Annotated in this window: 14 protein-coding genes; 4 read left to right on the top strand and 10 right to left on the bottom strand. The window is 64.1% G+C overall.

Annotation, left to right across the window (positions count from 1 at the left end; translation table 11 throughout):
* Positions 1 to 105: 105 nt before the first annotated feature.
* On the bottom strand, positions 106 to 942 hold the full coding sequence (locus BM315_RS13460; RefSeq protein WP_090501778.1) for a BON domain-containing protein: 837 nt from the start codon (positions 940 to 942) through the stop codon (positions 106 to 108).
* A 232-nt stretch (positions 943 to 1,174) separates the two neighbouring features.
* Here BM315_RS13460 and algB point away from each other — a divergent pair, with 232 nt between their 5' ends.
* Both algB and BM315_RS13450 read left to right on the top strand, forming a co-directional pair.
* A complete protein-coding gene (gene algB, locus BM315_RS13455) occupies positions 1,175 to 2,518 on the top strand; it encodes a sigma-54-dependent response regulator transcription factor AlgB (protein ID WP_090501776.1) in 1,344 nt (447 codons plus the stop codon).
* Entirely contained in the window at positions 2,515 to 4,290 is a 1,776-nt protein-coding gene (locus BM315_RS13450) for an ATP-binding protein (protein ID WP_090501774.1), read from the top strand. Before algB ends, BM315_RS13450 begins: the two co-directional genes overlap by 4 nt.
* A 140-nt stretch (positions 4,291 to 4,430) precedes the next feature.
* Here BM315_RS13450 and BM315_RS13445 read toward each other — a convergent pair whose 3' ends face one another.
* The 3 genes from BM315_RS13445 to BM315_RS13430 all read right to left on the bottom strand — a co-directional run bounded on the left by BM315_RS13445 (position 4,431) and on the right by BM315_RS13430 (position 7,682).
* Positions 4,431 to 5,951 (bottom strand): nucleobase:cation symporter-2 family protein, encoded by a 1,521-nt coding sequence (locus tag BM315_RS13445; RefSeq protein WP_090501773.1) that lies wholly within the window; start codon positions 5,949 to 5,951, stop codon positions 4,431 to 4,433.
* A gap of 361 nt (positions 5,952 to 6,312) precedes the next feature.
* The gene (locus BM315_RS13435) at positions 6,313 to 7,092 is read right to left on the bottom strand and encodes an N-acetylmuramoyl-L-alanine amidase (RefSeq protein ID WP_090501769.1); all 780 of its coding nucleotides are present in this window, start codon (positions 7,090 to 7,092) and stop codon (positions 6,313 to 6,315) included.
* Entirely contained in the window at positions 7,089 to 7,682 is a 594-nt protein-coding gene (locus BM315_RS13430) for a MarC family protein (protein ID WP_090501768.1), read from the bottom strand. The genes BM315_RS13435 and BM315_RS13430 overlap by 4 nt, the downstream gene beginning before the upstream one ends.
* 144 nt (positions 7,683 to 7,826) lie before the next feature.
* Between BM315_RS13430 and BM315_RS13425 the strand changes: the two genes are divergently transcribed.
* On the top strand, positions 7,827 to 9,245 hold the full coding sequence (locus tag BM315_RS13425) for a DASH family cryptochrome (protein WP_090501766.1): 1,419 nt from the start codon (positions 7,827 to 7,829) through the stop codon (positions 9,243 to 9,245).
* 143 nt (positions 9,246 to 9,388) lie between these two features.
* Here the strand turns inward: BM315_RS13425 and BM315_RS13420 are convergent, their stop codons facing one another.
* From BM315_RS13420 to BM315_RS13400, 5 genes are all read right to left on the bottom strand, one after another.
* On the bottom strand, positions 9,389 to 11,218 hold the full coding sequence (locus BM315_RS13420) for a GGDEF domain-containing protein (RefSeq protein ID WP_090501765.1): 1,830 nt from the start codon (positions 11,216 to 11,218) through the stop codon (positions 9,389 to 9,391).
* Positions 11,215 to 12,096, bottom strand: a complete 882-nt coding sequence (locus BM315_RS13415) for an endonuclease/exonuclease/phosphatase family protein (RefSeq protein WP_170862214.1) — start codon at positions 12,094 to 12,096, stop codon at positions 11,215 to 11,217. Before BM315_RS13415 ends, BM315_RS13420 begins: the two co-directional genes overlap by 4 nt.
* A gap of 22 nt (positions 12,097 to 12,118) precedes the next feature.
* A complete protein-coding gene (locus BM315_RS13410) occupies positions 12,119 to 12,745 on the bottom strand; it encodes a thiol:disulfide interchange protein DsbA/DsbL (RefSeq protein ID WP_090501763.1) in 627 nt (208 codons plus the stop codon).
* A 342-nt stretch (positions 12,746 to 13,087) separates the two neighbouring features.
* The gene (locus BM315_RS13405) at positions 13,088 to 13,693 is read right to left on the bottom strand and encodes a c-type cytochrome (protein ID WP_090501762.1); all 606 of its coding nucleotides are present in this window, start codon (positions 13,691 to 13,693) and stop codon (positions 13,088 to 13,090) included.
* A gap of 46 nt (positions 13,694 to 13,739) precedes the next feature.
* Positions 13,740 to 14,030, bottom strand: a complete 291-nt coding sequence (locus BM315_RS13400; RefSeq protein ID WP_090501760.1) for a c-type cytochrome — start codon at positions 14,028 to 14,030, stop codon at positions 13,740 to 13,742.
* Between the two features lie 247 nt (positions 14,031 to 14,277).
* Here BM315_RS13400 and yihA point away from each other — a divergent pair, with 247 nt between their 5' ends.
* On the top strand, positions 14,278 to 14,931 hold the full coding sequence (yihA, locus tag BM315_RS13395) for a ribosome biogenesis GTP-binding protein YihA/YsxC (RefSeq protein ID WP_090501758.1): 654 nt from the start codon (positions 14,278 to 14,280) through the stop codon (positions 14,929 to 14,931).
* A 350-nt stretch (positions 14,932 to 15,281) separates the two neighbouring features.
* Here the strand turns inward: yihA and polA are convergent, their stop codons facing one another.
* Positions 15,282 to 18,101 carry a DNA polymerase I gene (gene polA / locus BM315_RS13390; protein WP_090501879.1) on the bottom strand — a complete coding sequence of 940 codons (2,820 nt, stop codon included), beginning with the start codon at positions 18,099 to 18,101 and terminating at the stop codon, positions 15,282 to 15,284.
* Positions 18,102 to 18,137 lie beyond the last annotated feature (36 nt).

Genomic DNA, 18,137 nt, shown 5'->3' with positions numbered 1-18,137 from the left:
AGATAAAAATAAATCCGGCAACGGATACGGGCATCCGGCACGATCCGCTGCCGGCCGCCGGTCGTTTTGCACGACGGCCAGCGCAGGGAACCCGGCAGTAAGCGTTTAACCAGTGACTTTCAGGCCTGCGGCTTTCACCGACCGCACGCCGCGGATGTTGCGGGCGGTCTCGATCGCCAGCTGCTTCTCGGCCTCGCTCTGCACGCTGCCGCCGAGCGTGACCTGACCGGCCTTGGTCGCCACCGAGATATTCAGGCCGTCGACGTTGCGGCTGTAGAGCAGGCTGGATTTGACCTTGCTGGTGATCCAGGCATCGCTGATTGCCGCCCCGGCATCAGTCGCGACGTTCTGCGCTTTTGCCGCCGTAGTCTCGTCGGCGCTGACGCTGAGCTGGTTATGCACCTGGCGTACGCCCTCGGTATTGGCCGCCAGACGCCCGGCCAGTTCCTTGGCCGCCGCAGACTGGGCACTGCCAGTGAGGGTCACCACACCGTTGTCGCTGGTCACCTTGATGTCCAGGCCTTCGGTGTTGCGATTCCACAGCAGCTTGGATTTCACCGTGGCGACCAGGGTGGCGTCGTCGAAACGCTGCGCCAGGGTCGGTTCGCTGCTGACCGCAGGTTCGATCTTCGGATCGATCTGCAGCTGGTTATCGACCTTGTTCACCCCGTCGATGCCCAACGCGACCTGCTCGGCGAGATCACGCTCGACAGCAGTTTCCACGCTGCCGGTGAGCAGCGCGCTGCCGTTCTCGACATCCACATCGATCTTGAACGGACTGAGGTGACGGTTGAGGGCGAATGCCGTCCAGATCGAGCCTTCCTGACGAGCTTCAGTGAGCTGACTGCTCAGGTCGCCCTGCTCGGCGTAGGCCGCCAAGGGCATGAAGGCGAACAGACTGGCGGTCGCGGTGGCCAGGGCCAGAGTTTTCAACTGATGCATGGCAGTACTCCTATCGAATCCACTTACGAGCCACCTGCGGCAGCTATGTGTGAGTGGACTCTTGCAGAGCCTGTGCCAGCCCATTGATTTAAATTAAACCGTTATATATCAATAGCTTATTAACTAGATTCAAAAGCGCTAGCATGCACTTTGCAAGATCGCCGCATACTGGTCATGCAACTTGCACGAAATCGCTGGGACTAATCCTTATAGTCAGCCTCTGGAGATGGACATGGACGCAGCACAACCGGGCGGGCGCATCCTGCTGGTCGATGACGAAGCGGCGATCCTGCGCACCTTCCGTTACTGCCTGGAGGACGCCGGTCATCAGGTTGCCACGGCCAACAGCGCCAATCAGGCTGAAACGCTGCTGCAACGCCAGGTGTTCGACCTGTGCTTCCTCGATCTGCGCCTGGGCGAGGACAACGGCCTCGACGTACTGGCGCAGATGCGTGTGCAGGCGCCCTGGATGCACGTGGTGATCGTTACCGCCCTGTCGGCGGTGGATACCGCGGTCGACGCCATCCAGGCCGGGGCGGCGGATTACCTGGTCAAACCCTGCAGTCCCGAGCAACTGCGCGTGGCGGCGGCCAAGCAGCTGGAAATGCGCCACATGTCCACGCGCCTGGAAGCGCTGGAAGGCCAGGTGCGCAACAGCAAGCAGGATCTCGATTCGAACAACCCGGCGATGATGGCGATCCTGGAGACCGCGCGCCAAGTCGCCGCTACCGACGCCAATATCCTCATTCTCGGCGAATCCGGCACCGGCAAGGGTGAACTGGCGCAGGCCATTCATGGCTGGAGCCGGCGGGCGAAAAAATTCTGCGTGACCATCAACTGCCCCTCGCTGACCGCCGAACTGATGGAAAGCGAACTGTTCGGTCATAGCCGCGGCGCCTTCACCGGCGCCAGTGAAAGCACCCGCGGCCGGGTCAATCAGGCCGACGGTGGCAGCCTGTTCCTCGACGAGATCGGCGACTTCCCGCTGACCCTGCAACCCAAGTTGCTGCGTTTCATCCAGGACAAGCAATACGAACGGGTCGGCGACCCGGTGACGCGCCAGGCCGACGTACGCATCCTCGCCGCCACCAATCGCATGCTTGACGACATGGTCAAGGACGGTCAGTTTCGTGAAGACCTGCTCTACCGCCTCAACGTCATCACCCTCAAGCTGCCACCGCTACGCGAGCGCAGCGAAGACCTGCTGGCGCTGGCCGAGCGTTTCCTCGCCCGCTTCGTCAAGGAATATGCCCGCCCGGTGCGGGGTTTCAGTGACGCGGCGCGCGCGGCGTTACTGGCCTATGCCTGGCCCGGCAACATTCGCGAACTGCGCAATGTAGTCGAACGCGCCAGCATCATCTGCACCCAGCCGCTGGTCGAGGTCAGCCACCTGGGTCTCGGCGAGCAGCTGAACGGCAACGGCCTGCGCATCGGCAGCACGATGAGCCTGGAAGAGCTGGAGAAAGCCCATATCAGCGCCGTGCTGGTCAGTAGCGAAACCCTCGACCAGGCGGCAAAAACCCTCGGCATCGATGCCTCGACCCTGTACCGCAAACGCAAGCAGTTCAACCTGTGAAGCTGCGTAGCCGGCTCTTCCTCAACAGCAGTGCGCTGATCACCGTGGCCCTGCTCGGCCTGCTGCTGGGCATGTTCAGCGTGTTGCAGCTGACCAAGACGCAAAGCCAGGCGATGACCCACAGCCTGAGTATTATCGACGCCACCCTCGGCCTGCGCCTGGAGCTGGGCAAGCAGCTGATCCTGCAGTTGCCGGAAAGCCGCGACCACCAGGCCTTGCAGGCCTCCGACCGTCGTTTTAACGACTGGCTCGAGCAGATCCGCGCAGGCGCCCTGGACGACCGCGATCGCCAGGCCCTGAGCGAGATCGCGCGCGCTTACGTGCTCTATCGGGAACTGCTGGATAAACCCTTGCCGAAGCGCCAGGAGCTGCTCGGCTCTGCCGCTTTCGGTCAGTCGCTGGAGGCCCTGCGCGAGCGCATCAATGCCGTGCAAATGCGTTATTTCACCGCGCTGCAAAGCGCCGAACAGAGTTCGCAGGAGCGCGCCACCCTGATTGCCGCGCTGCTCGGTCTGATCGGCGTGGCTGTGCTGTTGCTTGGTTTCGTCACCGCGCACAGCATCGCCCAGTATTTCGGCCAGCCACTCGAGGCCCTGACCCTGGCGGCCGAGCGGATCAGTCAGGGCGATTTCCAGGTCAACCTGCCGTCTACTCCGGTCGCCGAACTCTCGTCCTTGAGCCAGCGTTTCGGCGTGATGGCCGAGTCGCTGCGGCAATTCAAGAACAGCGATATCGAGACCTTGCTCACCGAGCAGCGGCGCTTGCAGGCGGTACTCGACAGCATCGACGACGGCCTGCTGATTTTCGACCGCAGCGGCCTGCTCGATCACTTCAATCAGGTAGCCCAGCGCCAGCTCGGCTGGTACGACCAGCCGCGCGGGGTGAGCATCAGTCAGGCCCTGCAGCGCCCGGGATTGGACGAGCAGTTGCAACGGGTCATGCGCGGCGAAGGCCTGGAACAGGCACCGGAAGACCTGCAGGTCGAAGCCGACGGCGAGATCCGGCTGCTGACCTACAGCCTGACCCCGGTCAGTCTCAACGACGAACGGGTTCACGGCGCGGTGATGGTGCTGCACGACGTCACCGAACAGCGCGCCTTCGAACGCGTGCGCAACGAATTCGTGTTGCGGGCCTCGCATGAACTGCGCACCCCGGTGACCGGCATGCACATGGCCTTCGGCCTGCTGCAGGAACGCCTGCACTTCCCGCCCGAGGCGCGCGAGAGCAAGCTGCTGCGCACCGTCGACGAAGAAATGCGCCGCCTGCTCCTGCTGATCAACGACCTGCTGAATTTCTCGCGCTACCAGAATGGCCTGCAGCAGCTCGACAGGCGCCCCTGCGACCTCGAGCAATTGCTGCTGCAGGCGCAACAGCGCTTCGCCGCCCAGGCCGGCGAGCGCCAGGTCACGCTGAGTGTCGAGGTCGGCGGCGCGCTGCCGGAGATCGATCTGGACCGCCTGCAGATTGAACGAACCCTCGACAACCTGCTCGGCAACGCCCTGCGCCACAGTCATGCCGGCGGGCAGATCCGTCTGCAGGCGCGGCGCCAGGGGCAGCGGGTGATCCTGGCCGTCGAGGATGATGGCGAGGGCATTCCCTACAGCCAGCAGGCGCGGGTATTCGAGCCGTTCGTCCAGGTCGGCCGCAAGACCGGCGGCGCCGGCCTCGGCCTGGCGCTGTGCAAGGAGATCGCCCAACTGCACGGCGGGCGCATCGGCGTGCAGTCGCGACCGGGACAGGGCGCGCACTTCTATCTGGAGCTGCCGCTCTGAGTGGCAGTCTTGGCGCCACGGCGAGCAACTTTTCCCGGCATCGGCCTGTCCAGGCTGATGCCGGAGCCTCGTACAGGGGGCCGCGGGTGTCGAGTGCCGTGGCGAGAGGTCTTCACAGCGTCTCAGGTATATGTCCGGTCCTAACTGTCGGCTGTCGATGCGACTGCCGCTGACCTCATCGCCGGGGCACTTTCCACCACCAGCGGTACCTCCTTGCCCTCGGCATCGAACAGCTTGCCGCCCTTGAAGTAGTCGCCATCGTTCAGCGCGGCGACATCCTGGTAGCGCAAGGTGCGTTCGCTGGCGGCGACGAAGACCGACTGCTGATCCGAGTTGCCGGTCCTGACGTGGTTGAACGCTAGGTTCAGCAGGATCGCCATGATCGCCGCCGAGCTGATGCCGGAGTGGAAGATGGTTTCGAACCAGGCCGGGAAGTGGTGATAGAAGGTCGGCGCGGCGATGGGGATCATGCCGAAGCCGAGCGAGGTGGCGACTATGATCAGGTTCATGTTGTTGCGGTAGTCGACCTTGGACAGGGTGCGGATGCCGCTCGCCGCGACCGTGCCGAACAGCACCACGCCGGCACCGCCGAGCACCGAGGTGGGCACCGCGGCAACCAGACGGCCCATCACCGGCAGCAGGCCCAGGGTCACCAGGATCAGGCCGCCGGTGGCCACCACGTAACGGCTCTTGACCCCGGTCACCGCAACCAGGCCAACGTTCTGGGCGAATGCGCTCTGGGTGAACGAGCCGAAGATCGGCGCGAACATACTGGAGATCATGTCGGCGCGCAGGCCGTTGCCCAGGCGTTTGGAGTCCACCTTGGTCTCGATGATGTCACCGACCGCGAGGATGTCCGCCGAGGTTTCCACCAGGGTGACGATGATCACGATCAGCATCGAAATGATCGCCGCGATGTGGAAGGTCGGCATGCCGAAATGGAACGGAGTCGGGAAGGCCAGCAGCGGTCCTTCGCCAACCTTGGAGAAGTCCGCCATGCCCAGCGCCACAGCCACCAGCGTGCCGATGACCATGGCCAGCAGAATCGACAGGCGCGAGATGCTGGCGCTGCCGAGTTTGCTCAGCAGCAACACGGTGACCAGGGTCAGCGCCGCCAGACCTATATTGGCCATGCTGCCGAAATCCGCTGCCTGGCTGTTGCCGCCCATCGCCCAACGCGCGGCGACCGGCATCAGGGTCAGGCCGATGGTGGTGATGACGATACCGTTCACCAGTGGCGGAAAGAACTTGGTGATCCGCGAGAACACCGGGGTGATCAGCAAGCCGATAAAGGCCGCGGCAATCACCGCGCCGAGTACCGCAGGCATGCCCCCGGCGCCGTCACTGCCGATTATCGCGATCATGGTCGCCACGCCGGCGAAGGACACGCCCTGGACCAGCGGCAACTGACAGCCGAAGAACGGCAGGCCGATGGTTTGCAGCAGGGTCGCCAGGCCACCGGCAAACAGCGAGGCGGCGATCAGCAAGCCGATGTCCGCCGGCGACAAGCCGGCGGCCTGACCGATGATCAGCGGCACGGCGACGATGCCGCCGTACATGGTCAGCACATGCTGCAAGCCATAAGCAAGGTTGGCGCCGATACCGAGGTTTTCGTCTTCCGGACGCTGCGCAGAAGGCGACGTAACAGGTGAAGTCGTCATGCTGGGGTTCTCGCTGTTATTTTTGTATGCGTTATGCAGGCAACTACATGAGCAAATATCCTATGCTTTGTATACAATTTTTGTCCAGCAGTACCTGCGCGCAATTACCACGGCAGCCCGGGCAATCGCTGCACGATGGCGCCGCGTGCAGTTCCTGGCGCACCAGGAGGTGCCCGGCGACAGGCCGCGATCGCGGGCGCTCACGGGTAATTAGCAGGCCGTCTCGGAGTTGTTGTTTCGCTGACAGCGGCTCGTACGCCGTGCGCACCGGCACCCGCTCGTCAGTGATGCGCACGGCCAGGCGGCCTCGGCCCGCCGGACAGCGGGCGACGCCGGATTGAGTCGCAGGCCTTCGCTCAAGCTAGCGGGCAGGCCCGCCCAGCACCATCAGCAGCGCTGCCGTCTCGGCATCCGGCTCGCCGTCGTAGCGCGCCTGGCGGTACTTCATCTGGAAGGCGGCCAGCACGTTGCGCGTGGCCTCATCCAGCTCACCATGCTCGGGCACCCGATAGCCCTGGCGCTGCAGCTGCTGCTGAAACCAGGCCACCGTGGGCAGGCTCTTGGCGAACAAGGCCTGCTGCTGCGCCACGGCCTGGGCATCCGGCCAGGGCAGCAGGCCGGCATCGGCCAGGCGCTTCCAGGGAAACAGCGGCCCCGGATCGACCTTGCGCTGCGGCGCCACGTCGCTGTGGCCGAGGATGCTGCCGGGGGGCAGCTGGTGGCGGCGCACGATGTCCTCGAGCAGTTCGATCAAGGCGTCGATCTGCGCCGGGGCATAGGGTTGCCAGTAGCGCCCGGCGGGACCCTCGTAGTAGCCCTGGTTGACCAGTTCGATGCCGATCGAGGTGCCATTGAGCCAGGTGCGCCCCTGCCACTGGCTGTCGCCGACATGCCAGGCACGGCGGTTTTCATCGACCAGGCGGTAGATGGTCGGCGGCGCATCGCCGATCAGGTAATGGCTGCTGACTTCCTCCCCGGTCAGCAGGCGTAAGGAGCGCGGCAGGTCGGTCGAGGTGTAGTGCAGGACGATGTACTGCACCCGGCTGTTCTGGCCGATCGCAGTGTAGCGGTCGTCGATCCGCGGACCGCTGGTACAGCCGGCGAGCAGGGTGATCGACAGGGCCAGGCAAAGGATTCTCATGGGCGGATATGCAACACGCTCTGCAGGTTATCCAGCAGCATGTCGACGCTGAGCATGATCAACAGCATGCCCATCAGTCGCTCCACTGCGGTCAGCCCGCGGGGGCCGAGGAAGCGCTGCAGGAACGAGGCCTGCAACAGGATAAAGGCGGTCGCCGCCCAGGCCAGGATGACCGCCAGGTAGAGTTCCCAGAGTGGCCCTTCATGGGTATTGCGCAGGGTCATCAACACCGCCAGGGCCGAGGGGCCGGCCACCGCCGGAGTGGCCAGCGGCACCAGCATGGGCTCGCCGTCCGGAGTATCGCCGAGCAGCCCCTGCGGGCCGGGAAAGATCATGCGCATGGCGATCACGAACAGGATGATACCGCCGGCAATCGCGATTGCCTCGCGCGACAGGCCGAGGGCGTTGAGGGCTTTGTCACCAAAGGTCAGGAACAGCAGGAGCAAGGCCAGGGCACAGAGCAACTCGCGCCCCGCCACCCACAGCCGGCGCTTGGGCGCGACATTCTTCAGCGCGGCGATATAGATGGCGATATTGCCGAACGGATCGGTCACCAGAAAGATCAACACCGCAATACCGAAAATATCCATGCAGCACTCCTCGACAGGTCGCGACAGTCTAATGTTGTAGAAGGCGACAGTCTGTCGGTAATACGCCTTCGTCAGGCACATCGACGGCAAACGCATATAACCGCCGCCCACTCCTTGGGTCAAACGCCACTCGAGCAAGTTCTCATGCGCGCACTGCTATGGTTGAAACAGGATCTGCGCCTCGACGATCACCCGGCCCTGCAGGCCGGACTCGGTGCCGAGTGCCTGCTGCCGGTGTTCGTCTTCGATCCTGAGCAGTTGCGGCTCTGCGCGTTCGGCACTCGCCGGCTCGGCGTGCACCGTGCGCGCTTTCTCCTGGAGAGCCTGACCGCGCTGGATGGCGCCCTGCGCCAGCGTGGTTCGCATTTGCTGGTTGTGCCGGGCGCGCCAGAGCGGGTGATCCCCCAACTGGTTAGCCAGTTCGCGCTGGACAGGGTGCTGACCCTGGAAGAGATCGCCCCGGACGAACGCGCGCAACTCGCCCGGGTGCAGCACAGACTCGCCAGCGTGACGCTGCAGCAAGCGCCGGGCAACAGCCTGTTGCGCGCCGAGGAGTTGCCCGACCAGATCGCCCGGATGCCGCAAGTCTTTAGCCGGTTTAAAAACCTGGTCGAGGAGCGTGTGCAGGTATTTCAACCGCGTCCGCCGCCGGATCGCCTGCCGGCCCTGCCGGATGGCGCGGCGGCGCTGCTGCAGCCCCTGCCGAGCCTGTCCCAACTGGGCCTGGGCGATCCGCTCAGCATGCCGGCCAGCGCCTTCCCCTTCTCCGGCGGCGAAACCGCGGCCCAGGCGCGCCTGCGCGACTACCTGTGGAGCAGTCAGGCTGTACGCCACTACAAGGAGACGCGCAATGGCCTGATCGGCAGCGAATATTCGTCGAAATTCTCGCCCTGGCTGGCCAACGGCAGTCTCTCGGCGCGGCGGGTGATGGCCGAGTTGCGTCGCCATGAGGGGCAGTACGGGCGCAACGACTCAACCTATGGCTTGTGGCTGGCGCTGCTCTGGCGTGATTTCTTGCGCGGGACTCTGGTTCGCCACGGCAGCGCGCTGTTCAAGGCCGGCGGCCTGAAAGCCACGGAGCACGCCCCGCAACGACTCGATCAAGGCTTCGAACGCTGGTGCCAGGGCCGCACCGGCATGCCGCTGGTGGACGCCAGTATGCGCGAACTGGCCGCCACCGGCTTCATCTCCAGCCGTGGCCGGCAAGTCGTCGCCAGTTACCTGGTCGGCGATCTGCTGCAGGATTGGCGCTACGGCGCCGCCTGGTTCGAGGAACACCTGATCGACTACGACCCGGCGAGTAACTGGGGCAATTGGGCCTACCTGGTCGGGGTCGCTTGCGACCCACAACGCCAGCGCACGTTCAACGCCCTGCGCCAGGCCCGCCAATACGATCCGGATGCCAGTTACGTCAGCCTCTGGCTGCCGGAGCTGCGTCATCTGCCGCAGCATTTGCGCCACACGCCGTTCCTTCTCTCGCAACGGCAACTGGACGTGCTCGACTACCCGCGCCTGGAACAGATTCCCGAGGCCTGGCGGCCCTACCTGCCCAGGGCGGCCTGAGGCCCGAATTCTGGGGCGCGGGGAATGGGGAATGAGGGGAACGCCCTCCTGGGAGCGGCCAGGCACTCTTGTCAGCCCGTATGTCATTGATTTTATGGATTGAACGTTTTCTGCAGAAGCGGGGCGGCGCCTAGCCTGATGGCTCAGTCCGCCTCGACGCGGTTGCGGCCGTCGCGCTTGGCCCGGTACAGCGCCTGGTCGGCGCGCTCGAAGACCTGTTCGCCGCGCTCGGCGCTGGCGAAGGCACTGATCCCGGCCGACAGGGTAATGGTCACCCGCTCGCCCCTGAAGTGGAACGGGCAGGCTGCGATGCCGGCGCGCAGGGTTTCCAGCAGCTGCAAGCCACCGGCCAGGGGGGTTGCGGGAATCAGCAGGGCGAACTCCTCGCCGCCGAAGCGGGCGATGAAGTCGGTCTTGCGCAGGCGCTTGTGCAGTTCGCCGGCGATGATCTTCAGCACCTTGTCGCCGGCCAGGTGGCCGTACTCGTCGTTGACCCGCTTGAAGTGGTCGATGTCGACCACCGCCAGCAGCAGTTCGCCGCCGTAGCGCTGCCAGCGCGCCACTTCCAGATCCAGGCGTTCGTTCCAGGCCGCGCGATTGGGCAGAGCGGTGAGTGGGTCGAGCAAGGCTTTCTGCCGTTGTTCTTCCAGGTGCTGGCGAAAGCCCTTGGCTTCCCGCTCCATGTTCGCCACGCGCTCGACCAGGGTTTGCAGGCGCCCGGCCACCAGCTGCTCGCGCTCGTCACGCTGGCGCTGGTATTGCTCCATGGTGCCGAGCAGACCATTCAGGCGGGTTTCCACCAGTTCCTTGAGGCTTGGCAGATCGGTTGCCTGCTGCACGCTGTTGTGCAGACCGTCGACCTGCTGGCGCAGTTCGCTATCCAGTTCGCGCGCGGCGCTGACCGAGTCGGTGTAGCCATCGTGGGCGTCCTGCAAACCGCCCTGGAAAGTCGCCAGGCGTTCGTTGAGCTGCTTGAGATAGCCCTCGAATTCGTGCTGGCCGGCATCGGCGAGGGCCAGCATCAGCACGGCCAGATCGTCCAGCACCGGCACCAGTTCGTACATGTTCAGCCCGGCCAGAATCCGCTCGCGCAGCAGATCGGCTTGATCCTGGTGGTGCTGCGGCAACGCCAGCTCATCCAACAGGCCAAGCAGGGTTGTCTCGACATGCGTGGCGATGGCGCTGTAACCCGGCTCAGGCGGCGATGGCAGGGCGTACTCGTCGACCGCCGCTTCAGGGCAGTCAGGCGCCGTCGGCGTTAACAGACCGGCAGGCAGCGGCAGGCTGTCGAGCAGGTTCGCCGTCGGTACCGGGGCTGCTGCGCGAACAGCGTTCGGCGTGATCGGACGGGCGGCAAGCGCCGTCGCTTCGGCCATGGGGCGGTCGACCGCCAATGGCACCATCGCCGGCTGCAGCGGCTGTGGTACAGGTTGCGGCGCAGGGATGGCCGGGGTGCTGCTGGCGAACAGGCGCTGGAACAGGCCCGGACGCTCAACCTGTTCGTGCCCCAGCACGGCCAGGGCCTGTTGCTGCAGGGTACTCAATTCGGCCAGCAGCAGCGGCAACTCACGCACCTGCTCGGCACGCCTATCGAGCTGCTTGGCGTAGCTTTTCAGCGGCTTGCGCACTTCCCGCGGCAGGTTCAGGTCGAGCAGCTGGTCAACCAGCGCCAGCAACGCAGTGGATACCTGGCCGACCCGCTGCTGGCGCCGCTGCTCGGAGTCCAGCACGGCCTTTTCCAGGCGCGGAATCAGCGCCGCGAGTCCGCCATCCATGTCGTCGCGGCGCAGGATCTCGCGCAGCTCCTGCATGCACTGATCGACCGCCTTATCGGCACCCTCGGCCGCCAGGCTGCTGCGCACCAGACCCCGGCGCAGCAGGTCGACCCGGGCGCCCCAACGCCGTTCGAGGACTTCCTGCTGTTCGAGGCCGGCCAGGTACTTGTCTTTCCAGCGCTGGGCGTCGTTGTTCATTGCGGTTTTTCGCGGGCTGGCAGGTTCGGTTCGGGCGTCTGCGGGCCGCGCAGCGTCTGGGGCAGGCGAATTTCCACGGCCACCGGCAGGTGATCGGAGATCGGCAGGGCCAGCACCTCGAACCGTTCCAGCAGCAGGCCGGGGCTGAGCAGGATGTGGTCGAGGCAGCGCTGCGGCCGCCAGCTGGGAAAGGTCGCCTCGAGCTGCGGCGCCACCAGGCCGAGGTCGCGCAGTGGCGAGCCCAGCAGCAGGTCGCTGGCATGGGTGTTCATGTCGCCCATCAGGATCTGATGCCGGTAGCCGCCGATCAATTCGCGGATATAGGCCAACTGGCGGGTGCGGGTACGGGTTCCGAGCGCCAGGTGCATCATCACCACCACTATGGCGTCCTCGCCTTCGCCGATGCGCAGCAGCATCGCGCCGCGGCCGCGGGGGCCCGGTAGCGGGTGATCCTCCAGCAGGCTGGGACGCAGCCGGCTGAGCACGCCATTGCTGTGCTGGGCCAGATGGCCAAGATTGCGATTGAGCTGTTGGTACCAGTAAGGGAAGGCGCCGAGGTGGGCCAGGTGTTCGACCTGGTTGACATAGCCGGAACGCAGGCTGCCGCCATCGGCTTCCTGCAGGGCGACCAGGTCGTAGTCGGCGAGCAGATTGCCGATGCGCTGCAAGTTGCCGGCGCGCCCGTAGTGGGGCAACAGGTGCTGCCAGCTACGCGTCAGGTAATGATGGTAACGCTGGGTATTGATGCCGACCTGGATATTGAAGCTGAGCAGACGCAGGCGTCCGCCGCAGGGCCAGTCGTCGGCCGCAGTGCACTGCGGGTTGACCTGCGGATCACACAGGCCAGCCTGGCGAGCGCTCGACCAGCGACGCAGCATGCCCGGCACTCCTGGCGGCCGCCTACTGCGCGGCGCGCTCTTTTTCGATCAGGTAGTCGGCCACCTGCAGGGCTTGCTCCGGGCCACCCGAACTGCCGATGTCGAAGCGGTACTTGCCGTTGACGATCATCACCGGCACCCCGTTGATCTGGTAGGCCATGGCCAGTTTCTTGGCCTTTTCCATCTGGCTCTTCACGCCGAAGGAGTTGTAGGTCTTGAGAAAGGCATCCTTGTCGACGCCCAGGGTGGCGAGAAATTCGGCCATCTCTTCTGCTGTCGCCAGCTTCTTGCCTTGCTTGTGAATGGCGTCGAATACCGCGGCATGCACCGCAGGCTCCACCTTCAGCGCTTCCAGGGTAATGAAGCCCTGGCCCTGCACATTCCACAGGCCGCCGAACAAGGCCGGGATGCGCACGAAGTTGACGTCTTCCGGCAACTGCTCGATCCACGGATTGATGGTCGACTCGAACTGATAGCAATGCCCGCAGCCGTACCAGAACAACTCGACCACCTCGATCTGCCCAGGCTTGGATACCGGCACGGGACTGGCGAGTTCGACGTAGTTCTTGCCGGCTATGGGTTCCGCCTGAACAGCCAGGGCGAACAGGCTGCTGATGGCCAGGGCGGCGCCGAGGATCAGTTTACGCATGGGGTACTCCTTGCTTGGATGTTAAGGGCCTGTCAATAAATAACTACGACGTCTTGCTGGTCTTTTCGTCCGCCTTCGGCGTTACGGCAAAGCTTGCATAGAACGACTATGCGCGCCTCGCCGTGCCTTGAAGGCAAACGAAAAACCGGCGCAATACGTAGCAGTTATTTCTTTCCATGACCTAAGCGTCGCCCAGCGACGAGTCGGAAATCAGACTCGTCGCTGCGGGCCAGGTTCCGGCCATTGTAGCGGGCTGACAAACGAAAAAGGGTGGCCGCAGCCACCCTTTTCTTTGCAGGTTCTTACATCACCCGCAGTAGGCGAGCCTTTGTTCGCAAGCTATCAATGCAGGCCCTGAATGAAGCTGGATACCGCTTCGATATCCTTGTTGCTCAGCTTGGCGGCGATACCGCGCATGATCATGCTGTCGCCGTCGTTGGTCCGATTACCTTCGCGGAAATCGGTCAGCTGCTTGGCCACATAGCCGGCATGCTGGCCGCCGAGTCGTGGGTAGCTCGCTGCCGCGAGCCCTGCGCCATCGGGCGAATGGCAACCGGTACAGGCCGGCATGCCTTCGTTCAGTTTGCCGCCACGGAACAGCGCTTCACCACGTTCGACCAGTTTCGGGTCGGCGGCGCCCACGCTCATGCTCTGGCTGGCGTAATAGGCGGAAATATCGGCCAGATCCTGATCGCTGAGGTGATTCAGCAGGCCGGTCATTTCCACGACCTGACGAGCGCCCGACTTGATGTCGTTCAGTTGCTTGAGCAGGTAACGCTCGCCCTGACCGGCCAGTTTCGGAAAATTCGGTGCAGCACTGTTGCCATCGGCACCGTGGCAAGCGCCACACATAACGACCTTGCCCTGACCAGCGACAGAATCACCAGCGGCCTGGGCCAAACCGGTGATGCCCAGGGTCAACAGCAGACTCACGAGTATTTTGTTCATCAACTAATCCAACTACGGCTAAGAGAGAAAGAGTTATGGGCCGGATTTACTCGGTCATCCACTGTATGACGGCTTGGTAATCCTCGGCGGTGCAGTCCATGCATAAACCACGTGGTGGCATGGCATTCAAACCATTGGTGACGCTCTGCACCAGCACGTCCATGCCTTTGGCCAAACGGGGTTCCCAAGCCGCCTTGTCGCCTTTTTGCGGCGCTATCGGCAACTGCCCGTTATGGCACGCGGCACAGGCACGAGCATAGACAGCCTCGGGATCCTGGGCAGCATGGCTGTTGATTGACAGCATCAACATGCCAGCGCCAAGCAGCATTTTTTTCATCAGATCTGCCTCATCAGGGAGGGGAACGTCCTGCTTCTAAGGGCAGCGGTACTCCATCGTTCCCATGAACACTTATCCTGCGAGTGGGACAAAGCGCACACAAAATCTGCGGCATTATATACTGGCGTCACCGAAACGGAAACGACGCCGCTTGCCGCGCTGCGTAGCGCCCGGCAGGATGTGCGCAAATGTCGCAAGGGCTGCGCACCTGCACTTTCCCTTATGCCCGCCCTCACCGGATACCCCGATGCAAGCCAAGAACCCCATTATCGGCCTGTGCCAACAAGCCACCTTCCAGATCAGCGCCGCCAAGGTCGACCAATGTCCGGACGACCTGGGTCACGAAGTCGCCTTCGCCGGCCGCTCCAACGCCGGCAAGTCCAGCGCGCTGAATACCCTGACCCACGCCAGCCTGGCGCGCACCTCGAAAACCCCGGGACGCACCCAGTTGCTCAACTTCTTCCGCCTGGACGATGAGCGGCGCCTGGTCGACCTGCCCGGTTACGGCTATGCCAAAGTGCCGATCCCGCTGAAGCTGCACTGGCAAAAACACCTGGAAGCCTATCTGGGCAGCCGCGAGAGCCTGCGCGGGCTGATGCTGATGATGGACATCCGTCACCCGCTGACCGAATTCGACATCTTGATGCTGGATTGGTCGACGGCCAGCGAGATGCCCATGCACATCCTCCTGACCAAGGCCGACAAGCTGGCCTTTGGCGCCGCCAAGACCGCGCTGCTCAAGGTGCAGCAGGACATTCGCAAGCGCTGGGGCGACCGGGTCAGCATCCAGCTATTTTCCGCGCCCAAGCGCCAGGGCATCGAAGAAGCCCAGGCGGTGCTGGCCGAGTGGCTGCAATTGGGTGAGTTCGCGCTGCCGGACGATGAGGCGGCCGAGGCCTGATTCGGGGGGGTGGACTACAAATTCCCAGGCGGAGTCTTTACCGCCGCGCCGCCAGGGATGGCAGGCCATAAAAAAAACCCCGAGACTCATATGGGGAGAGAGAGGCTCGGGGTCTAAGGGTCTGAACCGCTAGGGCGGGGTTCAGATATCTGCCAACACTTAACACAACAAGGAGCATCGAAAGGCTTTCTGGGCCATTCGTAGGTTCTGACTATTGGCACAAACGCAAAGTTCAGCCACTTCTTAGATTCAATTGGTCATAAAACACTTTTGCTTGATGTCTTACGGTTTTAAAACCAGCGGGAAAGCCTGCTGCCAAGCTTTCCCGCTACCGGCTGCACGCCGCCGTCTCAGTGCGCCTCGTCCCAGTTATCGCCCACGCCCACTTCCACCAGCAGCGGCACAGCCAGTTCGGCCGCACCGCTCATCAGCTGCTTGATCCGCTCGCGTACCTGCTCGACCAGGTCTTCGCGCACCTCCAATACCAGTTCATCGTGCACCTGCAGGATCACCTTGGCATCCAGCCCGGACTCGCTCAGCCAGTTGTCCACCGCGATCATCGCACGCTTGATGATGTCCGCGGCGGTGCCCTGCATGGGCGCGTTGATCGCGGTGCGTTCGGCGCCTTTGCGCAGGCCCTGGTTGCTCGAACGGATCTCCGGCAGGTACAGCCGGCGACCGAACAGGGTCTCGACATAGCCCTGCTCGGCGGCCTGCTCGCGGGTGCGCTCCATATAGGCGAGCACCCCCGGATAGCGGGCGAAATAAACGTCGATATAGGCCTGCGCCTGCTTGCGCTCGCAGCCGATCTGCTTGGCCAGGCCGAAGGCGCTCATGCCGTAGATCAGGCCGAAGTTGATCGCCTTGGCGCTGCGCCGCTGATCGCTGCTGACTTCGTCCAGAGGCACGCCGAACACTTCGGCAGCGGTGGCCTTGTGCACATCGCGGCCATGGCGGAAGGCATCCAGCAGGCCTTCGTCATGGGCCAGGTGGGCCATGATGCGCAGCTCGATCTGCGAATAGTCCGCGGCCAGCAATTTGTAGCCGGCGGGGGCGACGAAGGCCTGGCGAATGCGCCGGCCCTCGGCAGTACGGATTGGGATGTTCTGCAGGTTCGGGTCCGAGGACGACAAGCGCCCGGTGGCCGCCACCGCCTGGTGATAAGAAGTGTGGATACGCCCAGTGCGCGGGTTGATCTGCTCCGGCAGGCGGTCGGTGTAGGTGCTCTTGAGCTTGCTCAGGGTGCGGTACTGCATCAGCACCTTGGGCAGCTCGAAGTCCTGCTCGGCCAGTTCGGCGAGCACCGCTTCGGCGGTGGAGGCCTGGCCCTTGGCGGTCTTGCTGATGATCGGCAGACCGAGTTTGTCGTAGAGGATCACCCCGAGCTGCTTGGGTGACGACAGGTTGAACTCCTCGCCGGCGATGTCGAAGGCTTGGCGCTCCAGGGCCACCAGCTTGTCGCCCAGCTCGACGCTGTGCTGGCCGAGCAACTTGGCATCGACCAGCGCGCCCTGGCGCTCGATGCGCGCCAGCACCGGCACCAGCGGCATCTCGATCTCGCGCAGGACCTTGGCCAGGCTCGGTTCGGCTTCGAGCTTGGCCCACAGGCACTGGTGCAGACGCAGAGTCACATCGGCGTCTTCCGCCGCGTAAGGCCCGGCCAGTTCCAGGGCGATCTGGTCGAAGGTCAGCTGCTTGGCTCCCTTGCCGGCGATGTCCTCGAAGCGGATGGTGCTGTGGTCGAGGTATTTCAGCGCCAGGCTGTCCATGTCGTGGCGGGTCGCCGTGGAGTCGAGCACGTAGGACTCGAGCATGGTGTCGAAGGCCACGCCCTGCACCTGGATCGGCGTCGAGGCATTGGCTAGGATATTGATGTCGTACTTGGCGTGCTGGCCGACCTTGGCCTTGCGCGGGTCTTCGAGAATCGGCTTGAGCGCCGCCAGCACCTGGTCGCGATCGAGCTGCGCCGGCACGCCCATGTAGGAGTGGGCCAGCGGAATATAGGCGGCTTCGCCAGCCGTGACCGCAAAGGACAGGCCCACCAGCTGCGCCTGCTGCGCGTCTAGGCCGGTGGTTTCGCTGTCGAAGGCGATCAGCTCGGCGCCTTCGAGCTTCGCCAGCCAGCTGTCGAACTGGGCCTGCTCGAGAATCGTCAGATAGCCAGACGGGGCCGCGGCCGGGGCGACGCTGGCCGGCTGCGCTGGCGGCGCAGCGCTGGCGGTCAGGCTGAACAGGTCGGCGGCAGGCGGCTCGGCGCTGGCGACTTTGCCGGCCTTGGCAGCCTGGCCCTGGTTCTGGCGCAACAGTTCATCGCGCCAGCTCTTGAACTCCAGCTCGCCGTACAGCTCGATCAGGGTCGGCACATCGGCGGCGCCGGGATGCAACGCGTCGATTTCCAGGTTCAAGGGCACGTCCAGCTTGATGGTCGCCAGCTCATGGGACAGGTAGGCCATGTCGCGGTGCTCGCTGAGCTTGGCCGCCAGGGTCTTGGCCCCGCGGATCGGCAGCCCGGCCACCTGGTCGAGGTTGGCGTAGATCACGTCGAGGCCGCCACCGAGGCCGACCAGCAGGCCCAGCGCAGTTTTCTCGCCGACCCCCGGCACCCCCGGAATGTTGTCGACCTTGTCGCCCATCAGCGCCAGGTAGTCGATGATCAGCTCAGGACCGACACCGAATTTCTCTTTCACGCCATCGATGTCATAGACGCTACCGGTCATGGTGTTGACCAGGGTAACGTGCGGGCAGACCAGCTGGGCCATGTCCTTGTCGCCGGTGGAAATCACCACGTCGCGGCCCTCGCCGGCGCATTGGCGGGCCAGGGTGCCGATCACGTCATCGGCTTCGACGTTGTCGACGCACAGCAGCGGAAAGCCCAGCGCCCTGACGCTGGCGTGCAGCGGTTCGACCTGCACGCGCAGATCGTCGGGCATCGACGGCCGGTTGGCCTTGTACTCGGCGAACAGCGCATCGCGGAAGGTGCCGCCCTTGGCGTCGAAGACCACCGCGAAGGGGCTGTCGGGATACTGCTTGCGCAGGCTCTTGAGCATGTTCAGCACGCCCTTCACCGCACCGGTGGGCAAGCCCTTGGAGGTGGTCAGCGGCGGCAGGGCATGGAAGGCGCGGTAGAGGTAAGACGAGCCGTCGACCAGCACGAGAGGAGCGTTTGACATGCGCAGGATCAACCTTTTCCTGAGGGCCGGGGTTAA

The sequence above is a fragment of the Pseudomonas borbori genome (assembly GCF_900115555.1).
Classification (GTDB): Bacteria; Pseudomonadota; Gammaproteobacteria; order Pseudomonadales; family Pseudomonadaceae; genus Aquipseudomonas; species Aquipseudomonas borbori.
This window is presented reverse-complemented; position numbering and strand designations above follow the sequence as displayed.

Excerpts from the sequence above, each read along its gene's own strand:
- polA (WP_090501879.1), bottom strand. The coding sequence starts at position 18,101 with ATGTCAAACGCTCCTCTCGTGCTGGTCGACGGCTCGTCTTACCTCTAC.
- BM315_RS13430 (WP_090501768.1), bottom strand. The coding sequence starts at position 7,682 with ATGGATATTTTCGGTATTGCGGTGTTGATCTTTCTGGTGACCGATCCG.
- BM315_RS13420 (WP_090501765.1), bottom strand. The coding sequence starts at position 11,218 with ATGAACAACGACGCCCAGCGCTGGAAAGACAAGTACCTGGCCGGCCTC.
- BM315_RS13460 (WP_090501778.1), bottom strand. The coding sequence starts at position 942 with ATGCATCAGTTGAAAACTCTGGCCCTGGCCACCGCGACCGCCAGTCTG.
- algB (WP_090501776.1), top strand. The coding sequence starts at position 1,175 with ATGGACGCAGCACAACCGGGCGGGCGCATCCTGCTGGTCGATGACGAA.
- BM315_RS13425 (WP_090501766.1), top strand. The coding sequence starts at position 7,827 with ATGCGCGCACTGCTATGGTTGAAACAGGATCTGCGCCTCGACGATCAC.
- BM315_RS13415 (WP_170862214.1), bottom strand. The coding sequence starts at position 12,096 with ATGCTGCGTCGCTGGTCGAGCGCTCGCCAGGCTGGCCTGTGTGATCCG.
- BM315_RS13410 (WP_090501763.1), bottom strand. The coding sequence starts at position 12,745 with ATGCGTAAACTGATCCTCGGCGCCGCCCTGGCCATCAGCAGCCTGTTC.
- BM315_RS13400 (WP_090501760.1), bottom strand. The coding sequence starts at position 14,030 with ATGAAAAAAATGCTGCTTGGCGCTGGCATGTTGATGCTGTCAATCAAC.
- BM315_RS13405 (WP_090501762.1), bottom strand. The coding sequence starts at position 13,693 with ATGAACAAAATACTCGTGAGTCTGCTGTTGACCCTGGGCATCACCGGT.
- BM315_RS13445 (WP_090501773.1), bottom strand. The coding sequence starts at position 5,951 with ATGACGACTTCACCTGTTACGTCGCCTTCTGCGCAGCGTCCGGAAGAC.
- yihA (WP_090501758.1), top strand. The coding sequence starts at position 14,278 with ATGCAAGCCAAGAACCCCATTATCGGCCTGTGCCAACAAGCCACCTTC.
- BM315_RS13435 (WP_090501769.1), bottom strand. The coding sequence starts at position 7,092 with ATGAGAATCCTTTGCCTGGCCCTGTCGATCACCCTGCTCGCCGGCTGT.